The organism is Lysinibacillus sphaericus (assembly GCF_005217585.1).
Classification (GTDB): domain Bacteria; phylum Bacillota; class Bacilli; order Bacillales_A; family Planococcaceae; genus Lysinibacillus; species Lysinibacillus sphaericus.
Window position 1 is genome coordinate 36,094 of sequence record NZ_SZPT01000012.1, and the last position, 24,639, is coordinate 60,732.

24 protein-coding genes are annotated in these 24,639 nt (G+C 37.4%); 11 read left to right on the forward strand and 13 right to left on the reverse strand.

Going from position 1 to position 24,639, the window contains the following annotated elements; translation table 11 throughout:
- Positions 1-295: 295 nt before the first annotated feature.
- The 3 genes from FC748_RS21180 to FC748_RS21190 all read right to left on the reverse strand — a co-directional run bounded on the left by FC748_RS21180 (position 296) and on the right by FC748_RS21190 (position 4,077).
- The gene (locus FC748_RS21180) at positions 296-1,084 is read right to left on the reverse strand and encodes an HAD family hydrolase (protein WP_108031299.1); all 789 of its coding nucleotides are present in this window, start codon (positions 1,082-1,084) and stop codon (positions 296-298) included.
- A 141-nt stretch (positions 1,085-1,225) separates the two neighbouring features.
- Positions 1,226-2,356, reverse strand: a complete 1,131-nt coding sequence (locus FC748_RS21185) for a glycerate kinase (protein WP_108031301.1) — start codon at positions 2,354-2,356, stop codon at positions 1,226-1,228.
- Positions 2,357-2,571: 215 nt separating this feature from the next.
- A complete protein-coding gene (locus tag FC748_RS21190; protein WP_108031303.1) occupies positions 2,572-4,077 on the reverse strand; it encodes a coproporphyrinogen III oxidase in 1,506 nt (501 codons plus the stop codon).
- A 176-nt stretch (positions 4,078-4,253) separates the two neighbouring features.
- Between FC748_RS21190 and FC748_RS21195 the strand changes: the two genes are divergently transcribed.
- Entirely contained in the window at positions 4,254-4,631 is a 378-nt protein-coding gene (locus FC748_RS21195; RefSeq protein WP_193768824.1) for a hypothetical protein, read from the forward strand.
- A 147-nt stretch (positions 4,632-4,778) separates the two neighbouring features.
- On the opposite strand, the gene FC748_RS21200 is transcribed toward FC748_RS21195, so the two are convergent.
- From FC748_RS21200 to FC748_RS21210, 3 genes are all read right to left on the reverse strand, one after another.
- On the reverse strand, positions 4,779-5,441 hold the full coding sequence (locus FC748_RS21200; protein ID WP_108031305.1) for a ribonuclease H family protein: 663 nt from the start codon (positions 5,439-5,441) through the stop codon (positions 4,779-4,781).
- A gap of 174 nt (positions 5,442-5,615) precedes the next feature.
- Positions 5,616-5,960, reverse strand: coding sequence for a YlbF family regulator (locus tag FC748_RS21205; RefSeq protein ID WP_108031307.1), 345 nt, complete (start codon positions 5,958-5,960; stop codon positions 5,616-5,618).
- 15 nt (positions 5,961-5,975) lie between these two features.
- Positions 5,976-7,118 carry a DUF445 domain-containing protein gene (locus FC748_RS21210; RefSeq protein ID WP_108031309.1) on the reverse strand — a complete coding sequence of 381 codons (1,143 nt, stop codon included), beginning with the start codon at positions 7,116-7,118 and terminating at the stop codon, positions 5,976-5,978.
- Between the two features lie 221 nt (positions 7,119-7,339).
- Between FC748_RS21210 and FC748_RS21215 the strand changes: the two genes are divergently transcribed.
- The 4 genes from FC748_RS21215 to FC748_RS21230 all read left to right on the forward strand — a co-directional run bounded on the left by FC748_RS21215 (position 7,340) and on the right by FC748_RS21230 (position 10,911).
- Positions 7,340-7,543 (forward strand): YheE family protein, encoded by a 204-nt coding sequence (locus FC748_RS21215; RefSeq protein WP_024362321.1) that lies wholly within the window; start codon positions 7,340-7,342, stop codon positions 7,541-7,543.
- A gap of 170 nt (positions 7,544-7,713) precedes the next feature.
- The gene (locus FC748_RS21220; RefSeq protein WP_024362322.1) at positions 7,714-8,124 is read left to right on the forward strand and encodes a hypothetical protein; all 411 of its coding nucleotides are present in this window, start codon (positions 7,714-7,716) and stop codon (positions 8,122-8,124) included.
- A 460-nt stretch (positions 8,125-8,584) separates the two neighbouring features.
- Positions 8,585-9,928 (forward strand): hemolysin family protein, encoded by a 1,344-nt coding sequence (locus FC748_RS21225; protein ID WP_255313809.1) that lies wholly within the window; start codon positions 8,585-8,587, stop codon positions 9,926-9,928.
- Between the two features lie 74 nt (positions 9,929-10,002).
- Positions 10,003-10,911, forward strand: a complete 909-nt coding sequence (locus FC748_RS21230) for a cation diffusion facilitator family transporter (protein WP_024362324.1) — start codon at positions 10,003-10,005, stop codon at positions 10,909-10,911.
- A 58-nt stretch (positions 10,912-10,969) separates the two neighbouring features.
- Here FC748_RS21230 and FC748_RS21235 read toward each other — a convergent pair whose 3' ends face one another.
- Complete coding sequence (locus tag FC748_RS21235) at positions 10,970-11,716, reverse strand: effector binding domain-containing protein (protein ID WP_108031311.1); 747 nt, start codon at positions 11,714-11,716, stop codon at positions 10,970-10,972.
- A 91-nt stretch (positions 11,717-11,807) separates the two neighbouring features.
- Positions 11,808-12,734, reverse strand: coding sequence for a helix-turn-helix transcriptional regulator (locus FC748_RS21240; RefSeq protein WP_108031313.1), 927 nt, complete (start codon positions 12,732-12,734; stop codon positions 11,808-11,810).
- A 409-nt stretch (positions 12,735-13,143) separates the two neighbouring features.
- On the opposite strand from FC748_RS21240, the gene FC748_RS21245 reads away from it, so the two are divergent.
- Complete coding sequence (locus tag FC748_RS21245; protein ID WP_024362327.1) at positions 13,144-14,265, forward strand: response regulator; 1,122 nt, start codon at positions 13,144-13,146, stop codon at positions 14,263-14,265.
- Between the two features lie 109 nt (positions 14,266-14,374).
- Here FC748_RS21245 and FC748_RS21250 read toward each other — a convergent pair whose 3' ends face one another.
- Positions 14,375-15,022 carry a response regulator gene (locus FC748_RS21250; protein ID WP_108031315.1) on the reverse strand — a complete coding sequence of 216 codons (648 nt, stop codon included), beginning with the start codon at positions 15,020-15,022 and terminating at the stop codon, positions 14,375-14,377.
- Positions 15,023-15,035: 13 nt separating this feature from the next.
- Positions 15,036-16,151 (reverse strand): GAF domain-containing sensor histidine kinase, encoded by a 1,116-nt coding sequence (locus tag FC748_RS21255; RefSeq protein ID WP_024362329.1) that lies wholly within the window; start codon positions 16,149-16,151, stop codon positions 15,036-15,038.
- 214 nt (positions 16,152-16,365) lie between these two features.
- Here FC748_RS21255 and FC748_RS21260 point away from each other — a divergent pair, with 214 nt between their 5' ends.
- From FC748_RS21260 to FC748_RS21270, 3 genes are all read left to right on the forward strand, one after another.
- The gene (locus tag FC748_RS21260) at positions 16,366-16,788 is read left to right on the forward strand and encodes a disulfide oxidoreductase (protein WP_025220530.1); all 423 of its coding nucleotides are present in this window, start codon (positions 16,366-16,368) and stop codon (positions 16,786-16,788) included.
- 203 nt (positions 16,789-16,991) lie between these two features.
- Positions 16,992-17,831, forward strand: coding sequence for an RluA family pseudouridine synthase (locus tag FC748_RS21265; RefSeq protein WP_108031317.1), 840 nt, complete (start codon positions 16,992-16,994; stop codon positions 17,829-17,831).
- Positions 17,832-18,087: 256 nt separating this feature from the next.
- Positions 18,088-20,262, forward strand: coding sequence for a 5'-nucleotidase C-terminal domain-containing protein (locus tag FC748_RS21270; RefSeq protein ID WP_108031319.1), 2,175 nt, complete (start codon positions 18,088-18,090; stop codon positions 20,260-20,262).
- A 49-nt stretch (positions 20,263-20,311) separates the two neighbouring features.
- Here FC748_RS21270 and FC748_RS21275 read toward each other — a convergent pair whose 3' ends face one another.
- Entirely contained in the window at positions 20,312-21,142 is an 831-nt protein-coding gene (locus tag FC748_RS21275; protein ID WP_108031338.1) for an aldo/keto reductase, read from the reverse strand.
- A 401-nt stretch (positions 21,143-21,543) separates the two neighbouring features.
- A complete protein-coding gene (locus FC748_RS22165; protein WP_162832714.1) occupies positions 21,544-21,714 on the reverse strand; it encodes a hypothetical protein in 171 nt (56 codons plus the stop codon).
- A 426-nt stretch (positions 21,715-22,140) separates the two neighbouring features.
- On the opposite strand from FC748_RS22165, the gene FC748_RS21280 reads away from it, so the two are divergent.
- Positions 22,141-22,986 carry a VOC family protein gene (locus FC748_RS21280; protein ID WP_024362334.1) on the forward strand — a complete coding sequence of 282 codons (846 nt, stop codon included), beginning with the start codon at positions 22,141-22,143 and terminating at the stop codon, positions 22,984-22,986.
- A gap of 12 nt (positions 22,987-22,998) precedes the next feature.
- Complete coding sequence (locus FC748_RS21285) at positions 22,999-24,033, forward strand: LLM class flavin-dependent oxidoreductase (RefSeq protein ID WP_108031323.1); 1,035 nt, start codon at positions 22,999-23,001, stop codon at positions 24,031-24,033.
- A 130-nt stretch (positions 24,034-24,163) separates the two neighbouring features.
- On the opposite strand, the gene trmL is transcribed toward FC748_RS21285, so the two are convergent.
- Positions 24,164-24,637 carry a tRNA (uridine(34)/cytosine(34)/5-carboxymethylaminomethyluridine(34)-2'-O)-methyltransferase TrmL gene (trmL, locus tag FC748_RS21290; protein ID WP_025220535.1) on the reverse strand — a complete coding sequence of 158 codons (474 nt, stop codon included), beginning with the start codon at positions 24,635-24,637 and terminating at the stop codon, positions 24,164-24,166.
- Positions 24,638-24,639: the final 2 nt, after the last annotated feature.

Sequence of the window (24,639 nt, forward strand, 5' to 3'; positions counted from 1 at the left end):
GAATAGGCACCCCCATAAACATGCTGTTTTCTCCCATCATGTTTTTACTGTCTACACATCTTCCCTTACTACTACGATTTCCCAGACGAATAAGTAAGCGTTTTCTTGACATTAAACAAAGAAGAGCACAAAAGCGTTGCCAGATCGATAATTCGAAGATTTAAAGTGTTTAAGTTTACTAACAATCATAGTATATTTTTAGTTTTCAGACAATTTAAATTACTAGACGCCAATATGTTTGCATAAAAAAAGTACTGACCATTTAAGAATCAGTACTTAAAAAATAGTAAAGATATTAAAGTTCTTGTATAAGCTTTAATAAGGCTGTTAACGAATCTACCTCAAAGGTTGGTGTTACATTCCCAGTTAGTTCGTTGTTTTCACGGTTAATCCACACATTGCGCATGCCCACTCGAGAGGAGCCTAAAATATCCGTATTTAAGTTATCGCCAACCATAATAGCATCGCTAGCAGTAATGCCCGCCGTTTCCATCACATGCTCAAAAATAGAGGCATCTGGTTTTCCTTTACCAAAATCACCAGAAATAATGATATGGTCGAAGTACGGTGCGATTTCAGGTGTAATTTCAAGCTTTAAATTTTGTAAACTTGGTGCACCGTTCGTTAGTAATATCAGTTGATATTTGCCTTTTAGCTCATCTAAAACGGTAAAAGTATCTTCATATAAAAAAGGTGAAACTTTGCGTTCGGCTACAAAGCGTTCTCCTAGTTCAGCACCTAACTTTGCATCGTCAATACCAAGTGCCGCTAAACCCTTTGTCCATGCTTCAGTACGATAACCTGGCACAAGTTTTTTCATTTTTTGAAAAGAATCAGTAGGGTCATCAAATGTTCCCCAAAGCCCTTCAAAAGGGTTAATACCGATTAATACTGTATAATCATATGTTTCGTAGCCTTCATAAAGTGCACGTGCTTCTTTGCGTACGGCTTCCTCTAATGCTGCTGAATCCACATTATGTATTGTCGCTGCATATTCACATGTTTTTTCAAAAGCTGTTTTAACAGATTTTTTGTCCCATAACAACGTATCATCCAAATCAAAAATAATTGTATTAATTGACATAGTGTCAGCTCCTAGCTTCTTTTCTACTTGAACAAAAAGCATTCATATCGCTTATTTTAGCATATTTTCAAAATAGTTAGCATAGCTTTTTGAGCAAGTTCTCGCTCCTACAAACATCATAATTGTTTGCGTGACTGGCACTCAATTTTTCACGTAATGCGCTACTAGTTGTTTTGTTTTCATGCGAATGAAACGATATGGTTCTTGCATTGCCTGCACAACAGTAGTGGATTCATCTACTAGTGATTCCACAACGGTAAAAAAATCAAGCAAAGCAGGCTTATCCTTTTCATCAATAGCACCAGACAATAGCACAACATGAGCATTTGTTGATTTTGCAGCTAGCGCTACCCCCAATGGCGCCTTTCCATGTAATGTTTGACGATCCGATTTGCCCTCACCAGTAATAACTATTTGAGCGCCTATCAAATGCCTTTTTAACTGTACTGCCTCTAACACAATATCTATGCCTGCTTGGAAAGTGCCATTTAAAAAAGCCATTAATGCGCCACCAACACCTCCTGCCGCACCAGCTCCTTTATAATCGTGTAAACGAATGTGAAATTGTCTTTCCACAATATCTGCAAATCGTTTTAAACACTCATCGAACAAAGCAATTTCATGCTCTTTTACACCCTTTTGCGGACCAAAAATTGCTGTAGCTCCGCGCTCTCCAATCAAAGGATTATCCACATCACAGGCAATAGTAAATGTTGCCTCAGACAACCGTACATCGAGTTGACTACTATCAATGGATGCTAAATCTAGTAATCCCGACACGCCATTAGCAATGGATGAACCATCACCTTTCCTAAATTGCAGCCCAAGTGCCTGTAATAGACCGATACCAGCATCGTTTGTTGCACTGCCACCAATACCGATAATAAACTGACGAAAACCTTTATCCAATGCAGCCCTAATTAACTGCCCTGTGCCATACGTTGATGCTAGCTCAGGATTTTTTTCGCTATCCTGCAACAGCATAATACCCGAAGCTTGTGCCATCTCAATAACACAGGTTTCTTCATCCCCAAGCACTCCATAGTTTGCTTTAATCATTCTGCCTAGCGGATCAAGTACACTTGCTGAAATATATCTCCCGCCCGTTGAAGCAATAAGTGATTCTAATGTACCCTCTCCTCCATCCGCTACTGGTAAAATAACTGTCTCAATTGCTTGATCTACATCCAAGACCCCTGCCTGCATTGCCTTTGCAACCTCAAATGCAGATAAAGTACCTTTATAAGAATCTGGACAAATAATGACTTTCATCTTATACCCCCACTCTGTTCATATTTACCTCGTTGTTAGCAGTCAGACAATCCTATAAAATATCAAATGTTAAGCGCTTACAAATTAGTATAATGACAATAAATTCAAAAGCTAGAGGAAGGTTTTGTGGCGATTTGTCCTGCCTTTATGGCGATTCGTAGACATTAAAACAGCAAAAGTGTTAGATTCTCACGATCAATCTAACACTTTGCTCTTTATGCATGATATAAATCATTTAATAGCTCGATTTTTTTACCTATGGCTTCTTCAAATGTCATAATATAAGCCGCCGGATCTTTTGGATTATGGAACTGTGTAATCTTCCCTGTCTCAGGGTGAACAAATTTAGAAGATGCTCCACAGCCAATCCCTAAAATCGTCTGCACTTCCTCCATAATGACAATATTATAAATGCTTTCTTCGCCTGCTTTACTATAGCCTACATTTTCTAAATTACCTAAAATATTTTTTTGACGGTATAGATAATAGGGAACATAATCATTTTCCTTCGTCCACACTTGTGCCATCTGCATCATTTCTGCTACCGTATCACGATCAGCTACTTTATATTTATCTTTATTACGCGTCATTTCTGAAGCACGTTTAAAGGATAGCGTGTGCACAGTTAACGACTCTGGTTGCATTTTTGCTGATTCCTCTAAAGAATGTCGGATCTCCTCTGTCCCTTCATTCGGCAAGCCAATAATTAAATCCATATTAATATTATTCATACCGGATTCACGTGCTAACCAAAACTTATCAACCGTTTCTTGTACCGTATGATGACGTCCAATTGCCTTTAGTGTTTCATCTGTATAAGACTGCGGATTAACACTAATTCGATCAATGCCCCATTTTTTTAAAACAGCTAATTTTTCTGGTGTAATCGTATCCGGACGACCGGCTTCAACTGTTACCTCACGAATCGTTTCAGGATGTGGGAAAGAGTCATACATCGTTTGATATAATGCATCCATTTCATGTGCTTCGATTGAAGTTGGTGTACCCCCGCCCCAATAAATAGAAGTTATTTTCATGTTATTTTCTGTCAGCCATTTACCCATTTCACGTAATTCGATGTGTAGTCCATCTAAAAACGTGGTCACACGCCCTTGCTTACGGTTACTACCAATTGCATAGGCTGGGAAGGTACAATAAGCGCATTTGGTTGGGCAGAACGGAATGCCAATATAAACGCTAATCTCTTTCCCGATATGGTCTAAGTCAGGAATTGTAACTAACTGTCGTTCAACAATGTTTTTCAACAATGCTACCTTTTCCTCTGACAATCGAAAATCACGAATTAACACTTCCGCAATCGCTGCGTCATCCATACCAGCTTTACGGAATTTGTGATAGAGTTTTGTAGGACGGACACCTGTTAAAATACCCCATTGTTGATGCATCCCCGTATGTTGCTCAAGCACATCTAAAAATACATGCGATAATGCACGTTTCATACGAATATTTTGCTCACGTCCAACAGCTTCTGTCGCATATTCAATATGGTAATCATTTGTATAGCGTTTATCATCAACCTCTAATACCGCGCTTGTATAGACAGTAAAATTAGCATCAACGCGGTAAGTGAATGCAACTGACATCTCCGCTTCTTGTGCATTTGTACTCAACTTCGAATCCTCAAAAAATAAATTCGCAATATGATTTAAAACGCGAATCCAATCTTCAGGATATTTTTGATCTATTTGAATAATTTTCATCGTATTCGCTCTCTTCTTTCAATATTCCAGTGTACTCTGTTCAATAAATGGATTGCCTCAATAGTTTAACAAATTTTATTCATGATAAGCAAAACTACCATAATGACAGAATATTCCGTCTAATGATAGACATATAAAATAATATTACTTATAATTTAAAAAAGGTGGTGTTGATAGTGGTTTTAGTTAAAGGCAAGTATTCTCCTGTTTCTAACTTCATTGAGCAATTAGAAGTAGCTTTCCATCATTTTGATTTACAACGCTGTGATGAAAAGACTTTGTATGTAACCATATTACTGAAATATCGTGGGCAAAAAGTTCTTTGTGATTTGATTTATCTTATCAATCAACAAGAAATGTACGGGGCTATCTCTATCAACGAGCATTATAAACACGCCCGAAACTTTATTCAACAACATTTTCGCCATACCCTTCTCTATTCTGATGAATTACGTTTAGCTCATAACTTTATGCATACATTTCCTTTCAAGGAAACTTTACAGCAATTCGCCAAAAAGTATCCGAAGTATATAACAAATAAACAGCTCGTATAGGACAAGTAAGCACAGAGACTCCTACCGCAAAACATCACGAAATCTAATATGTATGGTCAATAAAAAGACTAAAGACAATTTCAAATTTCTTTGACCTTATCTTCAGTCTTAGGAGCTATCATTAGTTTGACACCTCACGTTCGTGTATTATTCCTTTATCATTTCACTCAACCCTGTAATATCAATACCGTTTAATGCTTGTGTAGCCAATCTGTCCGCTTCAGTATTTTCTTTTCTGGAAATTAGTTGATAGTTTGCCTGTAGGCCAAGCTCGCTTAGTTTTGCATCGATCTTATCCGCCCAATCTGACAAATCCTTTTCCAAAGCTGGCCACTCGCCAGTTAGCTGATTAATAACTACTTGCGAATCACCTACAATCTGTATCGGTAGATGATGAGCATTTAATAATTCAAGCTCTACTAAACCTAAATATAGCGCGGCATATTCGGCCTCATTATTTGATTTCAGTTCAGCAGAAAATGCATTTTTTCTTAACCTAAAAGGCTTACCATTTTGCTCATAATAAATGGCACAACCAAGACCAGATTGTCTCGTTGCACGGTCAAAGCCTCCATCAAAATAAACAGTAATGTTATGAGGTTCTGTTTCAACTTCTTTTAAATAAGCCTTGAGCTCCTTGATAGACCAGTTCGTATTCTGTCGGTCAATAAATTGTAGTGATTTGACACGTCCAGTCCGTTCCATATCTTCTGCCAACAATAAAGCTTGTACTGCTGGCATTTCCTCTGACCTTAATACTGTTCCCGCACCCTTTGGTGTTTTATAAGCCCATTCAATTAAAACATGCATGACAATCCCTCCAAAATATAAGCTACGGTTAACTAAAGTGAAAACGTGTCTCGAATAGCCGAGACACGTTTTCCTACTTACTTTGTTATATGTGCAAATAACCGTTTATTTATTCGTCGCAACATGTAACAGTCTATCGACAACTATTTTCAGCTACTATAGTTTTTGACTTACTTACATACCTTCATACAACGACTGTATCGGTTTTACTAAAATGCGATTTACTTCTTCAATTACACCACTTAGCTTCATCTCTGCCTCAAGCATCGCTACAATTTTCTCATTTTGTTGCGCAAGCTGAGCAGTTTTTTGTGCATAAATCAGTTCATCTTCTTGTAAATCCTCACCAGCCATTTGTTTCTTCTGTAAATCCACCTGAATTTTACGGAAGTTTTGGAATAACTTTATCGCATCTTCATCTGCCTTCACTACAGCGACCGCTGCTTCCAATACTTTAAATTCCTCTGTTTTACGGAAAGTAGCCTCCAAAGCATTAATTTCATTATAAATATTAACCATTCTTATTTCCCCTTTCTAAATCAAGTAAACAATTAAACCTTGCACAATACCAATTAAACCACCAAGAACTGCACCTAGCACTGTAATCATTTTAAATTCACGCTTGGAAATACCAAGTACAAGCTCTTCTAGTTTCGATACTGGGAACGAATCCACTTGTTCACGAACTACTTCTTGTAAATTTAAACGTTTTAGTACATCTTCTAATTTCTCTTCCGCTCTAACAAATGCTTTATCAATTACTTGAGGTATTACCGTTTCCCTCATCCAAGAACTACCTGTTGGCCAATAATAAGAAATAGAATGCTGTAAGCGTTCTGCTACTGCTAATTGATTTTTTACATAGCTTTGTAAATTTGCCAATATCGGTTCAAAGTCAATATCCCCTAAATAATCCATAGCCGGTCGGTCTTTTAACTTTTCCCATTCTTGTGTAAAAATGTTTGTCAGCAGCGATGTTGTCCCTGGGGCTTGTAAAAACTTTACAAGCTCGCGTTGTACTTTGCCGACAAGTGAGGAGGAATCCCCTAAAAACATATTAATCATACCGCCAAATGACCCTTTTGACGATAAAAAGTCATCAATCATTGCTTTTATCGTCATCTCGCCTGCGGGTGATAAAAAATACTCCTCACCCTTCTCTAAAATATGTCCCACTGCTAATGGAATTTTAGCATCAATCGTATTTTGGATGTCCTCCGATAACAGTGTACGAATTGATCTCGTGGATAATGTATTCTTTACTGATTCAAATTGTCCCGCTACAATTCGTTCAACTTTTTGTTCAATAGTGGCAGGCATATCAGAGAAGCCAGCTAAATCTAGCCAGTCCTGAATGGTTTTATCGTTCGTGAAAAATGTCTCTTCAACTTTTACTTGTGCAAATTGTTCAACTTTATCTTGAATATCTTTAGAGAAAAATTTCTTTCTAAACGTCTCAGGTGTTAATAAATAATTTACAACGGTAAGACCTAATTGTTTCGCTAGTTCATCACGTCTTTTTGGAATAAGACCCGGTGTAAATGGTACGCGCCAATTTTTAATATAAATTGCTTCGTGCGGTCGAAAAAGCATTTTAATCGCTAGATGATTTGTTATACCACCGATTGCGGCGCCGATAATTGCCATAAATAATAATGTCACTAAAAAATTGTCCATTAGCATCCTCTCATTTCAATCGTATTCACATTTGGCGTAATTTGTCGCCTATTGCACTCATTATAGCAGAGCAATGAAATCCAACGAAAGAAATACCCTCCATTTTATTACGACAAAGCATAATTGTTCCTATCAAAACATCATCCGATATTGTTTAGTTGCAATATTACCACTATCCTTGAATAATATTAAATACATATCATTAGAAATGGGGTTTGTATATGATTCAGCATTTTAGCTTTAAACCTTTATTTGAAAATACACAGCTTCCTGGATGGGCCATTTCCTTTTTCTATCAACGTGAACGTTACGCGGCAGAATATTTAAAGGATGGCGTCATCCAATGGATTGGTCCTATTCCTCCACATGAAGAAGATGTTAAAAAAATGATTCATGAGTTAATGCTCTTCCATATTTATGACTAAAAAAACCAATATTTTTTTGCCTTTGCATAATTAAAAACGCCTAATTTTTACTATTAAAACCACTGCTATTATACGAAAAGTGTCTGTTTATATTGATATTCCTGTATTTTTCTTATACATTTAATAAATGAATTTAATTCTAAATGTTTTATATGCAGGAGGCTATTTCAATGAGTAAAGTCGCACTTTCTGATGACTTAAATAACTATAATTCAAAAGCGTTAATTCGTGCTAAAGTAAAGGAACTTTTTTCGGAATTTTCCGCAAAAATTTTCGAGTTAGTCGATGAGTCCAGTTCAATCGATAGTAAAAAATTCGAAGCACTATCTGGATATAGTAGTAATTTTTACAGTGAGTATTGTAGCCAGCTAAAAGCTATTTTCGAATCTCCTAGTGCACTAGGAAAACGTTCCATTAAACATCTATACTTATCTTACAATGGGAAACATTATGTCCTAACACAACAAGGACTAACCGAAAAGGCTCCTATCACCATCTCCACATACTTAGACGCGATCCCTTTAAAAGAATCTGTTCATGATGTGGAAAAGGCTTGTCTAAAGTTGCGCTTCCAACAGTAAAAAATGATTGCCCTATTTAGAAATACATATTACAAAAGTGTCCATTTATGTGCTTCTCGTTCGCGCAAAAAAGGTTGCCTCATATGAGACAACCTTTTTTTGTTGCATATTAAAATAATTCATTTAAAAAAATCCGCAAGTAAAGCTCTCTTGAGATTTTTGACGTGTCGTTTTATATGAGATGCAAATGCTTCTTTCTCTAAACAAACTATCCTTGCTCCATTTAAAGTTAGCATAATGCCTATTGATTTTCAATCATTTGTCATCTGAAAGTATCCGTTTTCTTTATAAGCAAATCCATCTTAAAATAGTATAAAAAAGTCGTTGTCAATATTTGTGTTTTAGTTACAAATAACTTATGATTAAAACATCCAACAATTTTTTAAATCATAGGAGGTGTACACTTTGTTTACTTCCCTCATTTGGGCGGGGACAAAGGAATTATTTGGACGGAGACATATTGGAAATAACCATTAGGTTGGCGGCATTCGCCCTACTAATTATAATGACAGGATTTTTCGTTGCAACTGAATTTGCAATCGTAAAAGTGAGAACTACCCGCATCGATCAATTACTCGCAGAAGGACATAAAAAAGCGAAAAATGCAAAACGTGTTGTATCGGATTTAGACGAATACTTATCTGCATGTCAATTAGGTATTACCATTACAGCACTTGGACTGGGTTGGCTAGGTGAGCCTACATTTGAAATCATTTTACATCCAGTGTTCGAGTTTCTAAATCTGAGCGGTAGCATAACATCTATCCTTTCATTTATACTTGCATTCTCAATCGTAACGTTTATGCATGTAGTTATTGGGGAATTGGCGCCAAAAACTTTAGCCATCCAAAAAGCAGAATTTGTAACATTACACTTTTCTGGTGCATTAATTTTATTCCACAACATTACTTATCCAATCATTAAATTATTGAATGGCTCTGCACGTGGTTTAACAGGTCTATTCGGTCTTAAAATGATGTCAGAATCAGAAGTTGCACATACTGAAGAAGAATTGCGCATGATTTTGTCAGATAGTTTAAAAGGTGGAGAAATTAATAACGCAGAATATGAATATGTTAACAGTATCTTCGAGTTCTCAGATCGTCTTGCAAAAGAAATCATGGTGCCACGTACTGAAATCGTCGGAATTGAGAAAGAACTTACGATTAAAGAAGTATTTGATTTAATGGGTGTGGAGCAATATACTCGTTATCCAATTATCGACGGGGATAAAGACCATATTATTGGATTAGTGAATATGAAGCACTTATTAACTGCTTATATTAAAGATCCTGCAAATGGCGATAAACTAGTAATTGACTATATGCAACCAATTATTCGCGTGATGGAAACTACGCAAATTAACGGATTGTTACTCAAGATTCAACGTGAACGTATTCATATGGCTATTTTAATGGATGAGTATGGTGGTACATCAGGTCTTGTAACCATTGAAGATATTATCGAGGAAATTGTCGGGGATATTCAAGATGAGTTTGATGAAGATGAAATTCCAGAAGTACAGGAAATTGCAGAAAATCATTTTATTTTAGATGCAAAAATGCTACTAGAAAATGTCAATGATATGCTAGGTACTGACATAGAAGATGATGATATCGATACGATTGGTGGTTGGTTCATGACAAAGCGTTTTGATGCAATCGAAGGTGATAGCATTGAAGAGCAAGGTTATGAATTTACAGCAAAAGAATTAGATGGTCACCACATATTATACTTAGAAGTTCTGAAATTACCTGAACTTGATTTAACAAATGAAATCGAAGAATCGAAAGACGATAAATAAAAATGCAAAACGACTCCCTTTCATATAAGGGGGTCGTTTTATAATGCCCGAAAGTTTTGCGAGGAGGAAACAAAATGGAGCTCTATACAAATTTACGTCAAGGGGAAAAAGGAGCTTGGCTATCAATTGCCACTTACTTAATACTGAGCTCAGTAAAACTAACAATTGGCTATATCGGAACATCAGAAGCTTTAAAAGCAGATGGATTAAACAATACAACGGATATCATCGCATCCATTGCCGTTTTAATCGGCTTACGCATTGCTCAAAGACCACCAGATTCAAATCACCAATATGGTCATTTACGAGCTGAAACTGTTGCGTCACTCGTTGCCTCATTTATTATGCTAATCGTCGGCTTACAAGTTTTAATTGCTTCTTTACAAGGACTATGGGAGCCATCTGGCACAACACCATCTTTGTTAACAGCATTTGTGGCAATCGGAAGTGCAGCCGTCATGTATGTTGTCTATCGTTATAATTTAGCACTGGCAAAAAAAATACGAAGTGCGGCTGTAAAAGCTGCTGCCTATGATAATCGCTCGGATGCGCTGGTCAGTATCGGCACAGCCATCGGGATATTCGGAGCAATTTTTGGCTTTCCGATTATTGATACATTAACAGCCCTTGTTGTAGCTTTTCTAATAATTAAAACTGCTGTAGAAATATTTTGGGAAGCGGTTCAAAGTCTTACTGATGCCTTCGATATTGATGAAGTCGAGACATTATCGGTATTAATTCGCAATGTTAGTGGCGTTATTGAGCTTTTAGATTTCAAAGGGCGTGCGCATGGGAATATGTACTTTATCGATGTAACAGTGACTGTCGATCCTTATTTAAACGTCTTTGAAAGTCATCGTATTACAGAGGAAATTGAACATACCATTATGCGCGAAAACCGCTTTTGTCAGGTGCTTGTGCATATTGAACCACATATCGAAGAACTACCTCCAACAAGCAAAAGCCAGTCACCTACCATTTGATGGTAGGTACTGGCTTTGTTGTATTATGTCACTCGCGTTTTAACTAGCAGTATTGTATTTACTTAATTGCAATATAAATATCCACCTGTGCCTCATGAGGCTGGGCACATCGTTCATCATACAATTCAAAGTCTCCACTATACGTTCGTTCTACTTCCGTAGTATTGGCAAACCAAGCCCAAATATCTTGCCAAGCCTGTATTACAATATCAGGCATTAGCCCTTTTTCTGAAGTGAACACTAAATATTTGGATGCGGGAATTGTTTTTATGACCATACCTGTTGGAACTTCAACGTCAGCCGATACCTCCACTCCAAGCGTAAGTGTATATTCTCCGTTCACATCTGTTTCGTAATCTGAATACAGCCCATACATGCTGACATTGTTTTGTGGACTTGGTAGTTGGCCTGCAATATCTTGCTGGTAATAAGTGGTCCATAATTGTGGTATTTTCGCTTGTGCTGTGATTTCGTTCGCATTATTCGTTTTTGCTGAAATCCCAGCGATATGAAAGCTTTGTTTTTCTTTCATCACAGGTTGTTTTCCAGTATCTGTTCTCCATCTTTTTAAACATGGTAAAAAGGAAGCTAACATTTGTCGTGCTTCTTCTTCTGCCATCCCTTCTTCCTTTAAATGAGGTACACATATGTCAATCATTTCATGGATCGTTACATTCGGCTGTTTAAACGCTCCTAATTCGTAACAATATGTGCAATAGTCCCGACAAACTTGCCCCTCTTTTTCTGTTCCAAATAATTTTTCATGCACTAATGGCATCCCACAGCTTTGGCAATAACTTTGCATAGTTTACGTCCACCCTTCGTTTAATTTGTTATTACTATAACAAAGCAAACTTGACATCTGTATGTCATCTATTGAATGGACAAAATTGATTTTACCTATTGTTTGCTGTATATATTTCGACGATTTCTTGTGCCCGTTTTTGCACGATATCAACTAAATAAGGTGGGTCAAGAAGCTTTATTCGATTACCAAAGCTCAGCAAAAAGCCATAGAGCCATTCATCTTCCGGCAATGCAACATGCACGATGGACCTTTCATAATCTATCTGTTCCACCCCAAATGTTTCTTCAATCAATGTTAAAATCTGTGCATCAAATGACAGTGTGAGTTCTACTAAATTTTCTGGTTGTTGCCATGCTTTATCCCACGGAAGGTCAGATAAATGTACTTCCTTTCGTTCAAAGCTGCGTTGCTCCTCTTTCATTTGTTTCATTCTTGATATTTTGAATAGACGAAAACCGTTTCTTAATGTGCAATAGCCGTAAATATACCACATCTTGCCTTTTTGGACTAAAGTGTGAGGCTCTATTATTCGATTGGTCATCGTACCATACGTAGTCGAATACAAGAAGCTTACACAACGCTCTCTCTCGATTGCATTTTTCAATAATGTGATTTGTTCTTTTAATAGTATATTTTGTCCCCATGGACTAAGGTCAATAAAAAAATGATCAATTGATTGTTTTACTTGCTCATCTGCTACGCCTGTTAACTTTTCTAAAACAGCTTTAGCATGGGCATCCTCATAGGAGGTTAAAGCACTTTTAAGAGCAATTGAAAGAGAGGTTAGCTCTTCTTTTGTTAATACTTGTTTATCCATTCGATAGCCTTCCATTAAACTTATTCCGCCATTAACCCCTTGTTGGCTTAAGATTGGAACCCCCGCACAGCTTAGGGTTTCGACATCCCGATAAATGGTTCGAACAGATACGTCAAATAACTCGGCTAATTCCTGTGCTTTTACTTTTTTACGATTAATTAAAATCATTGTCATCGTGAGTAAACGATCTACTTTCATTTCTTCAATCCCTCAACTTTGTACATTTTTTTAAATCACACACTACTTTTCCACAACAAAGTAATTTTCAATTACTTATATCCTATTATTTTTAAGTATTTTTTAAGTACCTTTTGAGTTTTCTTTAAGTCAAATGTACTATAATAACGGCTATTACATAATACAAGCATTAAAAAGGTTTTATAAAATAAGAAAAAAAACAAACTTTAACCCTTCAATCAAATTTCTAGTTTAACTATTATATTTTTATTTTTTCAAAATAGTTTAATTATAAACGCTTATACAATTATTTCAATTCTCTTAACAGTACATAAAAAACTTCTATCCTCTAATAAGGGGGAGACCTTTTCAAAAACAATGAACTAGAGTTTAATGGTTTTCAATTTAATTGTATAAAGGAGATTTTGATGTGATTCGAGCCGTTTTAATAGACAAAGAACCTCTAGCTTTACACTATTTTCAAAATAAGCTACAAAACTTTCAACAAATAGAGGTTACTAAAACCTTCACTAGTGTAAAGCTATTTTTAAATAGCCTTCCATCACTGGACTTTGAAGTCATATTTTTAGAAATAAAGCTTGATGAACTGAATGGGCTTGAAGTTGCTGATATTATCAAAAGCAATCGACCACATGTAATTGTTATCTTTATTACTTCGTATTCAGATTTTGCCATACAAGCATATGAAATTGGAGGACTTGATTATTTACTTAAACCGATTAGCCTAGCACGATTAGAAAAAACCGTATCACGTATTGAACATGAATTTTCTATGCAACAGTTGGTACATCAAACTTCTAATACTACGTTAAACGTCCAATGCTTTAATCAATTCGCTACCTATAGCAACAATAGTCTCGTTTCCTTCAAAACAGAAAAAACAAAGGAATTATTTGCTTATTTCATATTACATCCAAACATGCCCATTCATCGGGATGTTCTCATTGAAATTCTTTGGCCAAATTTAGATTATGTTCGCGCAAAATCGAATTTGCATACAGCCTTATCCTATTTAAGGAAAACGTTAAATAATATGGGTTATTCCAATTGTATTATATTTTCAAATAAGTATTATGTTTTTGAAAAACCGAATATCATGTGTGATTTATATGACTTCCAAGATTATTTTAGTGATTTCAAGAAGTTAGATTGCCCCCCTCTGTCATTAATCAATCAATGCCTTGCCATTTATAAAGATGGGCTACTCATTTTTGATGATTATGAATGGGCTACTGCAGACAGAGATAAGCTAACTAAATCCTACATAGAGTTATTGGAAAAAGGCTTTCAAATTAGCATAATGAATGAAACAGAAGTGGCCATAGATTATCTGAATCGCTTATTAGAGTTCGACCCTTATAATGATTATAAAATCGAACAATACTTAAAACTGTTGATTGATGCAGGAATGCAAAAACAGGCTCACTCTGTTTTTTTAACCTACGAACAAAAATTAAATGAAGACTTGGCCCTTACGCCGAGTACTACATTGCAAGAAATGTCGAACAAATTATTTAGTCATAATCAATAAACTTATATGAACGACATGGTGAATCTTTGCAAAATGCACATAACAAAAAGTGTTAGATTGCCTTTAATCAATCTAACACTTTTTCGCTTTTGTCCCATTTCGGGTTATTCTACTGACCACTGCCCTCTGTCAATCCATGCTTTACTGCATATAGCGCAGCCTGCGTTCGATCTTGTACTTGTAGTTTCGTAAAAATATTTGAAATATGTGTTTTCACTGTTTTTTCCGTAACGAATAAAGATGATGCAATTTCTCGATTGCTTTTTCCCTTCGTAAGTTCAGCAAGTACATCTTGCTCACGCGGGGTTAGTGGATTTAACACATGTAGTGCATTTTCTGATTGTTGTCGATCCATTTCTAGCGTCGATGTTGCTTCAGGGTGCAAAGTATGTTCCCCTTGCATAATGCGACGAATTGAACATACTAATTCATCGGGTTCAATATCCTTTAGCTGATATCCTGCCGCTCCAGCTTCCATAGCTGGTACAACATGATCTCGGTCAGAAAAACTCGTCAACATTAAAATTTCAATTTGTGGAAACTTAGCTTTTATACGTTTTGTTGCTTGAATACCATCCATTTCTGGCATTACTAAATCCATTAATATAATATCCGGCTGTATACTTTCAGCAAGTGCGACCGCTTCCACACCATTTTTCGCTTCCCCTACCACTTCAATATCTTTCTGTGTCTTTAAAAAAAATAATAATCCTCGTCGGACTACATGATGGTCATCTGCAATTAGTACACGAATCATTGTCGTTCCCCCCTCAATACGGTAAACGAATTAGCAGTTCAGTTCCCTTGCCAATTTCGCTTACCCAGTCAGCAGTACCTCCTACCGATTTAGCCCGATCCTTTATCGATTGTAAGCCCATAGATAGAAGCTTAGTATCATGATCAATCACAAAGCCTCGTCCCTCATCACGAATAACTAATAATATATCCGTAGCTGTGACAGTAATATAAAGTGCCGCCTCAAGTACTCCAGCGTGGCGACGAACATTATTAAGTGCCTCTTGTGCCACACGAAATAATGTTTCTTCAATACGAGATGGAAATTGTAGTACGCCCGATACGGTAACATGAAGCTTTAAGCCAAGCATTTCTGCATACACTTTTATCGCTTCTAATAACCCATTTTCCAAGCCTTTTGGTCGTAGCTGCCATATTAGTGCACGCATTTCAGTTAAAGCATCTTGTGTTAAATGTTGAATTTCCTTAAACGTTTCCTTTACTTCACTATCGTTACTCATTTCAATGCCAGCCCTCGCCGTTAATGTCACGGAAAATAATAGCTGGTTGACAGAATCATGTAAGTCACGTGCTAATCGGTTACGTTCTTTCACAAGTGCCATTTCCTGCTCTTGCTTTGTCAATAATATCCGTTTAATGGCCGAGCCCATTTGAAAGGCAACTGATTCAAGTAAAGCAAGTTCCTCCTCTGAAAAACGCACTGTATTTTTGGACGCTACATTCAAGACACCAAAACGTTCCTGCCCCGATTGAAGAGGTACTGTTGCATGATGTGTGATGCCATCGTGATCGCCAACATTCGCAGCAATTGCACTTTCGATACGTTGACATTCAATAATGTTCGAAGCCTTTTTTAACTCCTCATTGCGATAGCGGGAGACACACCAACAACCTCCCTTTTTTAAATAGTGACAATTTTTATATTCAAGTGCCTCTGGTAAATTTTCATGGACAACGAGCTCTGATCGTCCCTTCTCGTCAATAAAGAATATCCAGCCTGTTTCAAAATTTGTGCCATTTAAAAACTTTACTAGTGCGCCTTTTAATGTTGTGACGATTTCTGTTTCTTCGTTCAATAACTCAGCAATTTCCTTTAAAATACTAATATTGGAGTGCTCGTTCTCTCTCACAAAAACACCTCTTTTTATTGGCATTACTACTAGTAATGATAACATTTCCAAGTCGCAGGTGTCTGCCTGAGCCATTCATACTTTAGACTGAATTTCCAACAGATTTTGGAATGCTATGAGCGTATTGGCTGGTTATAATTGAAACATTTTACTTCTAAATTCAAAACACATATAATCTTAACAAGTACAGCGTTATAATAAAGGGAGTTTTGATATGTCTAAAAAAGAGGAAAATAGTTTATTATTTATTTGGATAGTGTCCGTCGTTGCAACACTCGGTTCTTTATATTTTTCTGAAATTCGTCATTACGAGCCTTGTAAAATGTGTTGGATTCAACGTATATTTATGTATCCAATTGTAATCATGACTACTATAGCCCTTATTCAAAAAAATACACGTATTGCGGTAACAACAGCCGTCTTTGCTATAATGGGGGGTACAGTATCACTTTATCATTATGGTATTCAGAAACTAAGCTTTTTAGCTGCATCTGCCCCATCTTGTGGTGCCGTATCTTGTACAGGTCAATACATAAACTGGCTTGGGTTCATTACAATCCCGTTTCTGGCCCTAACTGCATTTATTTTAATTGCAGGAGCTAGCTTCTATTTACTAAAGGCTTCTAAAGCAAAGTAAAGCTCTCTTTCATGTAAGTATATTGTTTAAAAGACAGAACAACATAAGAAAATTCGCGCTATGCCTGCGGGACTGCGATTCAAGCTAGATTATCTAGCGGCTTTAACATTTGTTTCGTGTGAATCACCTGCGGAAATGGAGCGGATTTTTTTGTATCAAAAACAAGGGTATCTAAATAGACCCTATTCCACGGAGGAAAATCGATGTTTCAATATGAAATAAAAGACAGTAATATCACAGTTGAGGAGCTTTTGCGAAATCATTGGCGACTGGGAAAAAAGCTAGTACATGAAATACGTATGGCAAAGGCTGTCACAACAATAGATGGCGAGCCCTTACTTTGGAAGGAGCCACTTCCAGCAGGAACCATGTTAAAATTTACATTCCCAATCCCAGCTTCTAACTATAAACCAACACCTGTTTGTGCAATTGACGTTGTTTATGAAGATGATCACTGTTTAATTGTCTCTAAACCAAAGGGTATGTCCACCCATCCAAATGATGACTACGATACACATACTTGTATGAACCATGTAATGGCTCATATGAAAGAGCAAGGCCTTCACTATGCAGAGCATGTACATCGTCTAGATAAGGGCACTGAAGGTTTGTTATTAGTTGCAAAACATCCTCTAGCCAAATCCATTTTTGATCGGATGATTGAAGAAAAGACGATTATTCGTACGTATGCTGCCGAGGTACAAGGCAATCTTCGCTCCACATCTGGTACGATTGCTGAATCTATTGGGAAAGATCGTCATCACCCAACACGACGCGTCGTTTCAAAGACAGGTCAACATGCCGTCACACACTATGAAGTTGTAGCACGCTATAAACATTCTTGTGTTGTCCACCTTGTACTAGAAACAGGTCGTACACATCAAATTCGTGTACATTTGGCGCATATCGGTCATCCTATTATTGGCGATACAATGTACGGTGCACGTGAAACGGCAAGTGGTGACTATGAACTACATGCTATCCAATTAGAATTTGAACACCCATTTTTAAATAAGCTCATTTTAGTGAAAGACGAATCATAGCAACCTCATCGTAGTACAAACCTGCTCAAGGTTTGTGCTATTTTTTATGGAAAAGTTACAAAAATAAAAATATCCATTTTTAATATTTATTTCAAATTAGAATATGAATTTATGAATTAATAATTACTTCACCTATTTTTTACAATAATTTTAATATTGATTTTTCCAATATTGGTAATGACGATGGATTTCTTTCATGTTAGAATAGAGTAAATTGTCAGTCATCTGACATATACATGAGGGAGGAATTCATTATATGAAATGGGTTAAAAGTATTGCAGCAACAACTCTAGCTGCCAGTTTACTAGCTTCACCAGGCTTTGCGGCACATGCAGCAGAAACAGCACCAGCTGCTACAAAGGAAGGCTTTAATTTAACAATTTTACATTCCAATGATACACATTCGCACGCTGAATATGCTCCGCAACGTACAACAAAAATTAAAGAGTTACGTGCAGCAAATCCAAATTCACTTCTATTAGATGCAGGTGACGCATTAACTGGTACGCTTTACTTCAACGAATTTACTGGAGAAGTAGAAATGAAGTTAATGAACCTAATGGGTTACGATGCGATGACATTTGGTAACCATGAGTTCGATTTAGGGTCAAGCCCAGAAGGTCATGCTGCTCTTGCAAAATTTGTTAAAGGTGCTGAATTCCCATTACTTGGAGGCAACCTCGACTTCTCAAAAGACCCACTATTTGATGGCTTACAATTCCAAACAGTAACAAAAGACTTCCAAAATGGTAAAATCTATAACGGCATAATTAAAGATATTGACGGTGAAAAAGTTGGTATTTTCGGTTTAACGACAGAGGAAACGCCATCTATTTCAAGCGTAGCAAACGTACAATTTGCAAACTATATCGACTCTGCAAAAAAAGCAGTAGCTGAATTTGAAAAACAAGGCGTCAATAAAATTGTTGCGCTTACTCATATAGGCTATGACGATTCTGCTGATTGGGATAATGATAAACTACTAGCATCAGCAGTAGAAGGTATCGATGTCATTGTAGGTGGACATACACATACAAAATTAGATAAAGCTGTGAAAGCAGATACTTCATTTAAAAATCCGACAATTATTGTTCAAACAGGACAATATAGTGAAAACTTAGGTGAGCTAGATTTAACGTTTGACGATAACGGTGCTGTTGTTGAATACTTCGGCCAATTACATGCTTTAAATAATAAAGAAAATCCTGTAGCAGCAGATGCTGATGCAACAAAACTATTAGCGCCTTATACTGAAAAAATTGCAGCAGTTAAGCAACAATCAACAGGCAATACAGCTGTTTCAGTACTTGATGGCAAACGTGGACTTTGGGGCGTTCGTGCAGGCGAAACAAATCTAGGCAACGTTATTGCGGATGGTATGCTAGCTGGCGCTAAAAAAATTGATCCAGAAGTACAATTCGCATTCCAAAATGGTGGCGGTATCCGTGCGAGCATTGATGCAGGAGATATCACTGTTGGTGAAGTAATGACGGTAATGCCTTTCGGTAATGCACTTGGTATCGTAAAATTAACAGGTGCTGAACTCTATGAAATTGCTGAACATAGCGTAAAAGAGTTCCCGAAAGAATCAGGTGGCTTCCTACACTTCTCTGGTCTACAAGTAGAATTTGATGGAAAAGCACCTGCTGGCAAACGTGTTCAATCGATTAAACTAAACGGTAAAGAACTTGATAAAGCAGCTTACTATAAAGGTGCTACAAATACGTTCACTGCTAAAGGTGGCGATGGCTACGAAACACTTGCAAAAGCTTATGCAGACGGCCGTGTAAGTGAACCTGGTACAGTAGACTTTGAAATGTTCATCGATCACTTAAATTCACTTAAAACAGTAGACGCTAAAGTGGAAGGACGCATTATCGCGACAATTCCATTTACGGATATTGCTAAAGGTTCTGAAACAGAAGGTTACGTGCGTGATCTTTACTATCGTGATTTAACACAAGGTACATCGGCAACAACATATTCGCCGAATGCAAACTTAACTCGTGCACAAGCTGCATCATTTATTGCGCGTGTCTTAAAGCTAGAAGCTAAAGGTGCAACAACATTCTCTGATATTACTAGTTTAGAAGCAGCGACTCAAAAAGAGATTACAGCACTTGCAGAAGCTGGCATTGTACAAGGTCAAAATGGCAAGTTCAACCCTACTGCAAAAGTAACACGCTCTCAACTTGCATTAATGTTTGCACGTGCCTATAACTTACAACATGATGCAAAAACTGGTTTAACGGCTGATTTCAACGATATTTCTAAATATAATGAAGAAACACAAAATGCTATCGCGCTTATGCAAGATTTAAAGATTGCTAGCGGTTCAAATGGCAAATTCATGCCAAGTAACAACGCGACACGTGCACATATGGCAAAAATGCTATCAAACTACATTCCTTATGTAAAAGAATCGAAATAACATCAATAAAATCCCGCTTCAACTAGTTTGATAGCGGGATTTTCTATAGTTAAAAATTAAATTTGAAATTATCTGGATCTTGGCCAAAACGATGATTGCGATTTAATGTTGTCATCTTATCCATCTGCGCCTGCGTTAATTCAAAATCGTATATTTGTGCATTTTCCTCAATACGACTGGCTGTTACAGATTTCGGAATAATCAATGTATCTTTTTGCAAATGCCAACGAAGCACGACTTGTGCAGCTGACTTCCCTAATTCTTGAGCAATTTCAAGAATAGTAGGGTTATCAAGCACACCCCCACGCCCTAGTGGTGACCATGCTGTGACAGCAATTCCATGCTCTGCACAAAATGCCTTTAATGCCTCTTGTTGTAAGTATGGGTGTAATTCAACCTGATTGACCATTGGCGCGATATTGGCTTTTGATAATAGTTTTTGTAAATGATGTCCATGGTGATTCGACACACCTGTTGCTCGAATTAACTTCTCGTCATACAAACGCTCAATAGCTCTATATGTTTCTTCAAATGTTTCAGGCACTGCCCAATGCGTTAAATATAGATCTAAATAATCCATATTTAAATTTTTTAGTGACACTTCAAAGGCACGTAGCGTTGCATCATAACCTTGGTCCGTATTCCAAACCTTTGTTGTGACAAAAATATCCTCGCGCTTAATGCCTGAATAACGAATCGCCTCACCCACTTCCACCTCATTACCATATAACGAAGCAGTATCAATTGCACGATAACCCACTTTTAATGCCTTATCAATCGCCTGTAATGTTTCATCACGTTCAGTCATTTTGTATACGCCTAGACCAAAGCGAGGCATTTCAATACCATTTGTTAACGTTTTTGTTGATTGTATATTCAAAAACATCAGCCCCTTTCTTTTCCTAGTTTCATTATACAAAAAATTGGATTAAAAATAATACCATTCGTTTCTGTTATCGAATTCTTTCTGCTGTGCGCAAGGATTGTTCTCATTCCGAGGGATTTACTCCTGCTTCGCGGGTATTCTCTCCCATTCCGCGGGTATTTACCTCTGCTTCGCGGATATTCCCTCTCATTCCGCGGGTATTTACCTCTGCTTCGCGGGTATTATCACTCTTTCCGCGGGTATTTACCTCTGCTTCGCGGATATTCCCTCTCATTCCGCGGGTATTTACCTCTGCTTCGCGGGTATTCTCTCCCATTCCGCGGATATTTACCTCTACTTCGCGGGTAACTCACCTCACCCGCTTACTCAAGCAGACATCAAATTCCATATTACACCTATTGTTTGTCTTCGGGTTCATCATCTACTTGAATTGGATCTGCAATGCGTTCATCTTCTGCAAGTTCAAGACCGTCTCGTAAATGCTCCATTTGTTTACCGAGATCTTGCAACTCTTTAAAATTTCTAGCCATTGTCCCATTTTCTATATTGGGAACCTTCTTTTCCATTTTTATCACCTCTATTATAGTTTTCCCGAAATATTAAAGTCTGAACCATTTCTGACATATTTTATTCAGCAAGGTCGTTTCATTTTTATAATAGATAGGCTATACTAAAAAGAGATTGCTTAAAAACATGAGGAGGGTTCTTCCATGAAGTTATTATTAATTATTGGTGTAACTGTTGCTTTCCTAGCTGCTATTTTCACTGCTGGGTACGAAGGCGACTACAAAGCGGACAAATAATACTCCAAGAAAATCACTAAGTATATTTTAATACTTAGTGATTTTCTTATTTTAAAGAAGTAGCCATTGCGGTTACTTCTTTTTTTCGACCAATTTAACTACTTGACTTCCTCCACTTTATAAAATATACTTACTTACAATAAGTAACTTGATAATTAATCATAACTAAAATATTGGAGGAATACTACCATGCATTTTCATGAAAAACCGAACACATATGTCACAAATGTTGAAGTTAAAGTAAGTGATTTACAACGATCATTAACATACTATCAAGACATTATTGGCTTTAAAGTTTTACAGCAAGAAGCGAATCGAGCTACCTTAACCGCTGACGGTAAAACAGCACTGCTTACAATTGTTCAACTGGCAACAATTGAACAAAAAACGAGCTCAACAAGCGGTCTTTATCACTTTGCGCTACTATTACCTACACGCCGTGATTTAGCTAATATCATTACGCATTTCCGTCAATCAGGTGTTTACTTTGGTGCCTCTGATCATGATGTAAGTGAAGCACTTTATTTACGTGATCCAGATGAAAATGGTATTGAAATTTATGTAGATCGTCCTGAAAGTGACTGGACTTGGCGCTCAGACCAAGTGCATATGGTAACTGAGCCGCTTAATATTCCTTCTATATTGGCGGAAGCTGATGGACAATGGCATGGTTTACCTGCTAATACGGTTATGGGGCATATTCATTTATCGGTTTCAAGCTTAGTTGCAGCCGAAACGTTCTATACAAAGGGCTTGGGCTTTGACATTGTCACTCGTTATGGTGAGCAAGCATTATTTATTTCTACTGGACGTTATCACCATCATATCGGTTTAAATACTTGGTATTCTGAAGGGGCACCAAAGCTTGGAGAAAATCAAATTGGTCTAAAATCTTTTACACTGCGTCTAGATAATGAAGAGCAGGCAAATACATTAAAAGCAAACTTGCAACAATTAGGAGCGCCTGTTACTGCTATTGATGGTGGTTTCCAAACAGAAGATCCTGCTGGTAATGTTATTTTACTGAAATTTTAAGGAGGCTTTCTGATGGAATTTGGTATTTACACATTGGCAGATATCGGTCAAAATCCGGTGAATGGCTATATGCCAACTGCTAAAGAACGCCTCGATGAAGTAATGCAATACGGTCAGCTTGCAGATGAAGCCGGTCTTCACGTATTTGGTGTGGGAGAACATCATCGTTTAGATTATGCTGTTTCAGCCGTACCAGTCGTATTATCTGCACTTTCCCAGCGGACAAAAAACATTCAATTAATAAGTACGACGACTGTACTTAGTACGGTCGATCCAGTGCGACTATACGAAGATTTTGCAACACTAGATTTACTGTCAAATGGTCGTGCAGAAATTGTTGCTGGACGCGGTGCATTTATCGAATCGTTCCCGTTGTTTGGTTATGATGTAGATGATTATGATGCACTATTTGAGGAACATTTAGCTTTACTGTTAAAGTTAAACCGAGAAGAGCGTGTAACGTGGAGTGGCAGCTATCGCAAACCGCTTCAACATGCTGACATTGCACCACGCGCTAGTCGTGAAATCCCCATTCATATCGGTGTGGGTGGAACGCCTGAAAGTGCTAGTCGTGCGGGTCGTTATGGCGTAGGCCTAAACTTAGCCATTTTAGGCGGGGATCCAAGACGATTCAAACATTTAGTTGATGTTTACCGCGAAGCATTGCTCACAGCAGGACACGATGAGAATAAAGCAAAAATCACTGTTTCAGGGCACGCATACTTTGCTGAAAATTTAGCGCAGGCTAAGGATGAATTTTATCCACATTACTCAAATTATTGGCACTATGTTAATGCACAACGTGGTATGCGCTATCATTTATCTAAAGAAGGCTTTGACAATATGACAGCTGGTCAAAACGCGCTATTTGTTGATAGTCCAAATGAAATTATTGAAAAAATATTAATGCAGCATGAAATATTCGGTCATTCACGTTTTATGGCACAGCTTGATATTGGCGCAGTACCATTCAAGCAGGTAGCGAAATCTATTGAGCTACTTGGCACTCATATTATGCCAGCAGTCAATAAAGCACTCAAAGAGTAAAAGTGGTGCCTAAAAGTGGTGCCTAAAAGTGGTGCCAGGCACTTACACAATTTCCATGCAAAACGGGGCATCAACGGCATAACAAAAAGCGTTCGAATGAATCGAACGCTTTTTTGTCCTTCGCTTGTTATTAGTGTAAACCTGGGTAGCCCTGTTGTCGTAGAGCCTCGTAAATAACGATTGCAGCTGTATTCGATAAATTTAGTGAACGCACATGCTCACTTTGTGGAATACGTAAACACATTTCTTTGCGCTCATAGGCAAAATCCTTTGGCAAGCCTGTCGTTTCTTTTCCAAACATAAAGTAAATATCCCGATCTTTGTCACTAAAATCATGCGTAGTAAACGGTTCTTCACTATACGTTTCAATTAAATAGACATCCCCATTTTTTGATGCTTCTAAAAAATCCTCAAGGGAATCGTGGTACACCACGTTGACACTATGCCAATAATCTAAGCCAGCACGTTTTAGCATTTTATCGTCGGTTGAAAAGCCAAGCGGCCGTATTAAATGGAGTGAGGTATTCGTACCAGCACAAGTACGTGCAATATTGCCTGTATTTGCTGGTATTTCTGGTTGATATAAGACGATATGCAATGGCATAA

Excerpts from the sequence above, each read along its gene's own strand:
- FC748_RS21180 (WP_108031299.1), bottom strand. The coding sequence starts at position 1,084 with ATGTCAATTAATACAATTATTTTTGATTTGGATGATACGTTGTTATGG.
- FC748_RS21185 (WP_108031301.1), bottom strand. The coding sequence starts at position 2,356 with ATGAAAGTCATTATTTGTCCAGATTCTTATAAAGGTACTTTATCTGCA.
- FC748_RS21190 (WP_108031303.1), bottom strand. The coding sequence starts at position 4,077 with ATGAAAATTATTCAAATAGATCAAAAATATCCTGAAGATTGGATTCGC.
- FC748_RS21200 (WP_108031305.1), bottom strand. The coding sequence starts at position 5,441 with ATGCATGTTTTAATTGAATGGGCTTATAAAACACCAAAGGGTGCGGGA.
- FC748_RS21205 (WP_108031307.1), bottom strand. The coding sequence starts at position 5,960 with ATGGTTAATATTTATAATGAAATTAATGCTTTGGAGGCTACTTTCCGT.
- FC748_RS21210 (WP_108031309.1), bottom strand. The coding sequence starts at position 7,118 with ATGGACAATTTTTTAGTGACATTATTATTTATGGCAATTATCGGCGCC.
- FC748_RS21215 (WP_024362321.1), top strand. The coding sequence starts at position 7,340 with ATGATTCAGCATTTTAGCTTTAAACCTTTATTTGAAAATACACAGCTT.
- FC748_RS21220 (WP_024362322.1), top strand. The coding sequence starts at position 7,714 with ATGAGTAAAGTCGCACTTTCTGATGACTTAAATAACTATAATTCAAAA.
- FC748_RS21230 (WP_024362324.1), top strand. The coding sequence starts at position 10,003 with ATGGAGCTCTATACAAATTTACGTCAAGGGGAAAAAGGAGCTTGGCTA.
- FC748_RS21235 (WP_108031311.1), bottom strand. The coding sequence starts at position 11,716 with ATGCAAAGTTATTGCCAAAGCTGTGGGATGCCATTAGTGCATGAAAAA.
- FC748_RS21240 (WP_108031313.1), bottom strand. The coding sequence starts at position 12,734 with ATGAAAGTAGATCGTTTACTCACGATGACAATGATTTTAATTAATCGT.
- FC748_RS21250 (WP_108031315.1), bottom strand. The coding sequence starts at position 15,022 with ATGATTCGTGTACTAATTGCAGATGACCATCATGTAGTCCGACGAGGA.
- FC748_RS21260 (WP_025220530.1), top strand. The coding sequence starts at position 16,366 with ATGTCTAAAAAAGAGGAAAATAGTTTATTATTTATTTGGATAGTGTCC.
- FC748_RS21265 (WP_108031317.1), top strand. The coding sequence starts at position 16,992 with ATGTTTCAATATGAAATAAAAGACAGTAATATCACAGTTGAGGAGCTT.
- FC748_RS21270 (WP_108031319.1), top strand. The coding sequence starts at position 18,088 with ATGAAATGGGTTAAAAGTATTGCAGCAACAACTCTAGCTGCCAGTTTA.
- FC748_RS22165 (WP_162832714.1), bottom strand. The coding sequence starts at position 21,714 with ATGGAAAAGAAGGTTCCCAATATAGAAAATGGGACAATGGCTAGAAAT.
- FC748_RS21280 (WP_024362334.1), top strand. The coding sequence starts at position 22,141 with ATGCATTTTCATGAAAAACCGAACACATATGTCACAAATGTTGAAGTT.
- FC748_RS21285 (WP_108031323.1), top strand. The coding sequence starts at position 22,999 with ATGGAATTTGGTATTTACACATTGGCAGATATCGGTCAAAATCCGGTG.
- trmL (WP_025220535.1), bottom strand. The coding sequence starts at position 24,637 with ATGCCATTGCATATCGTCTTATATCAACCAGAAATACCAGCAAATACA.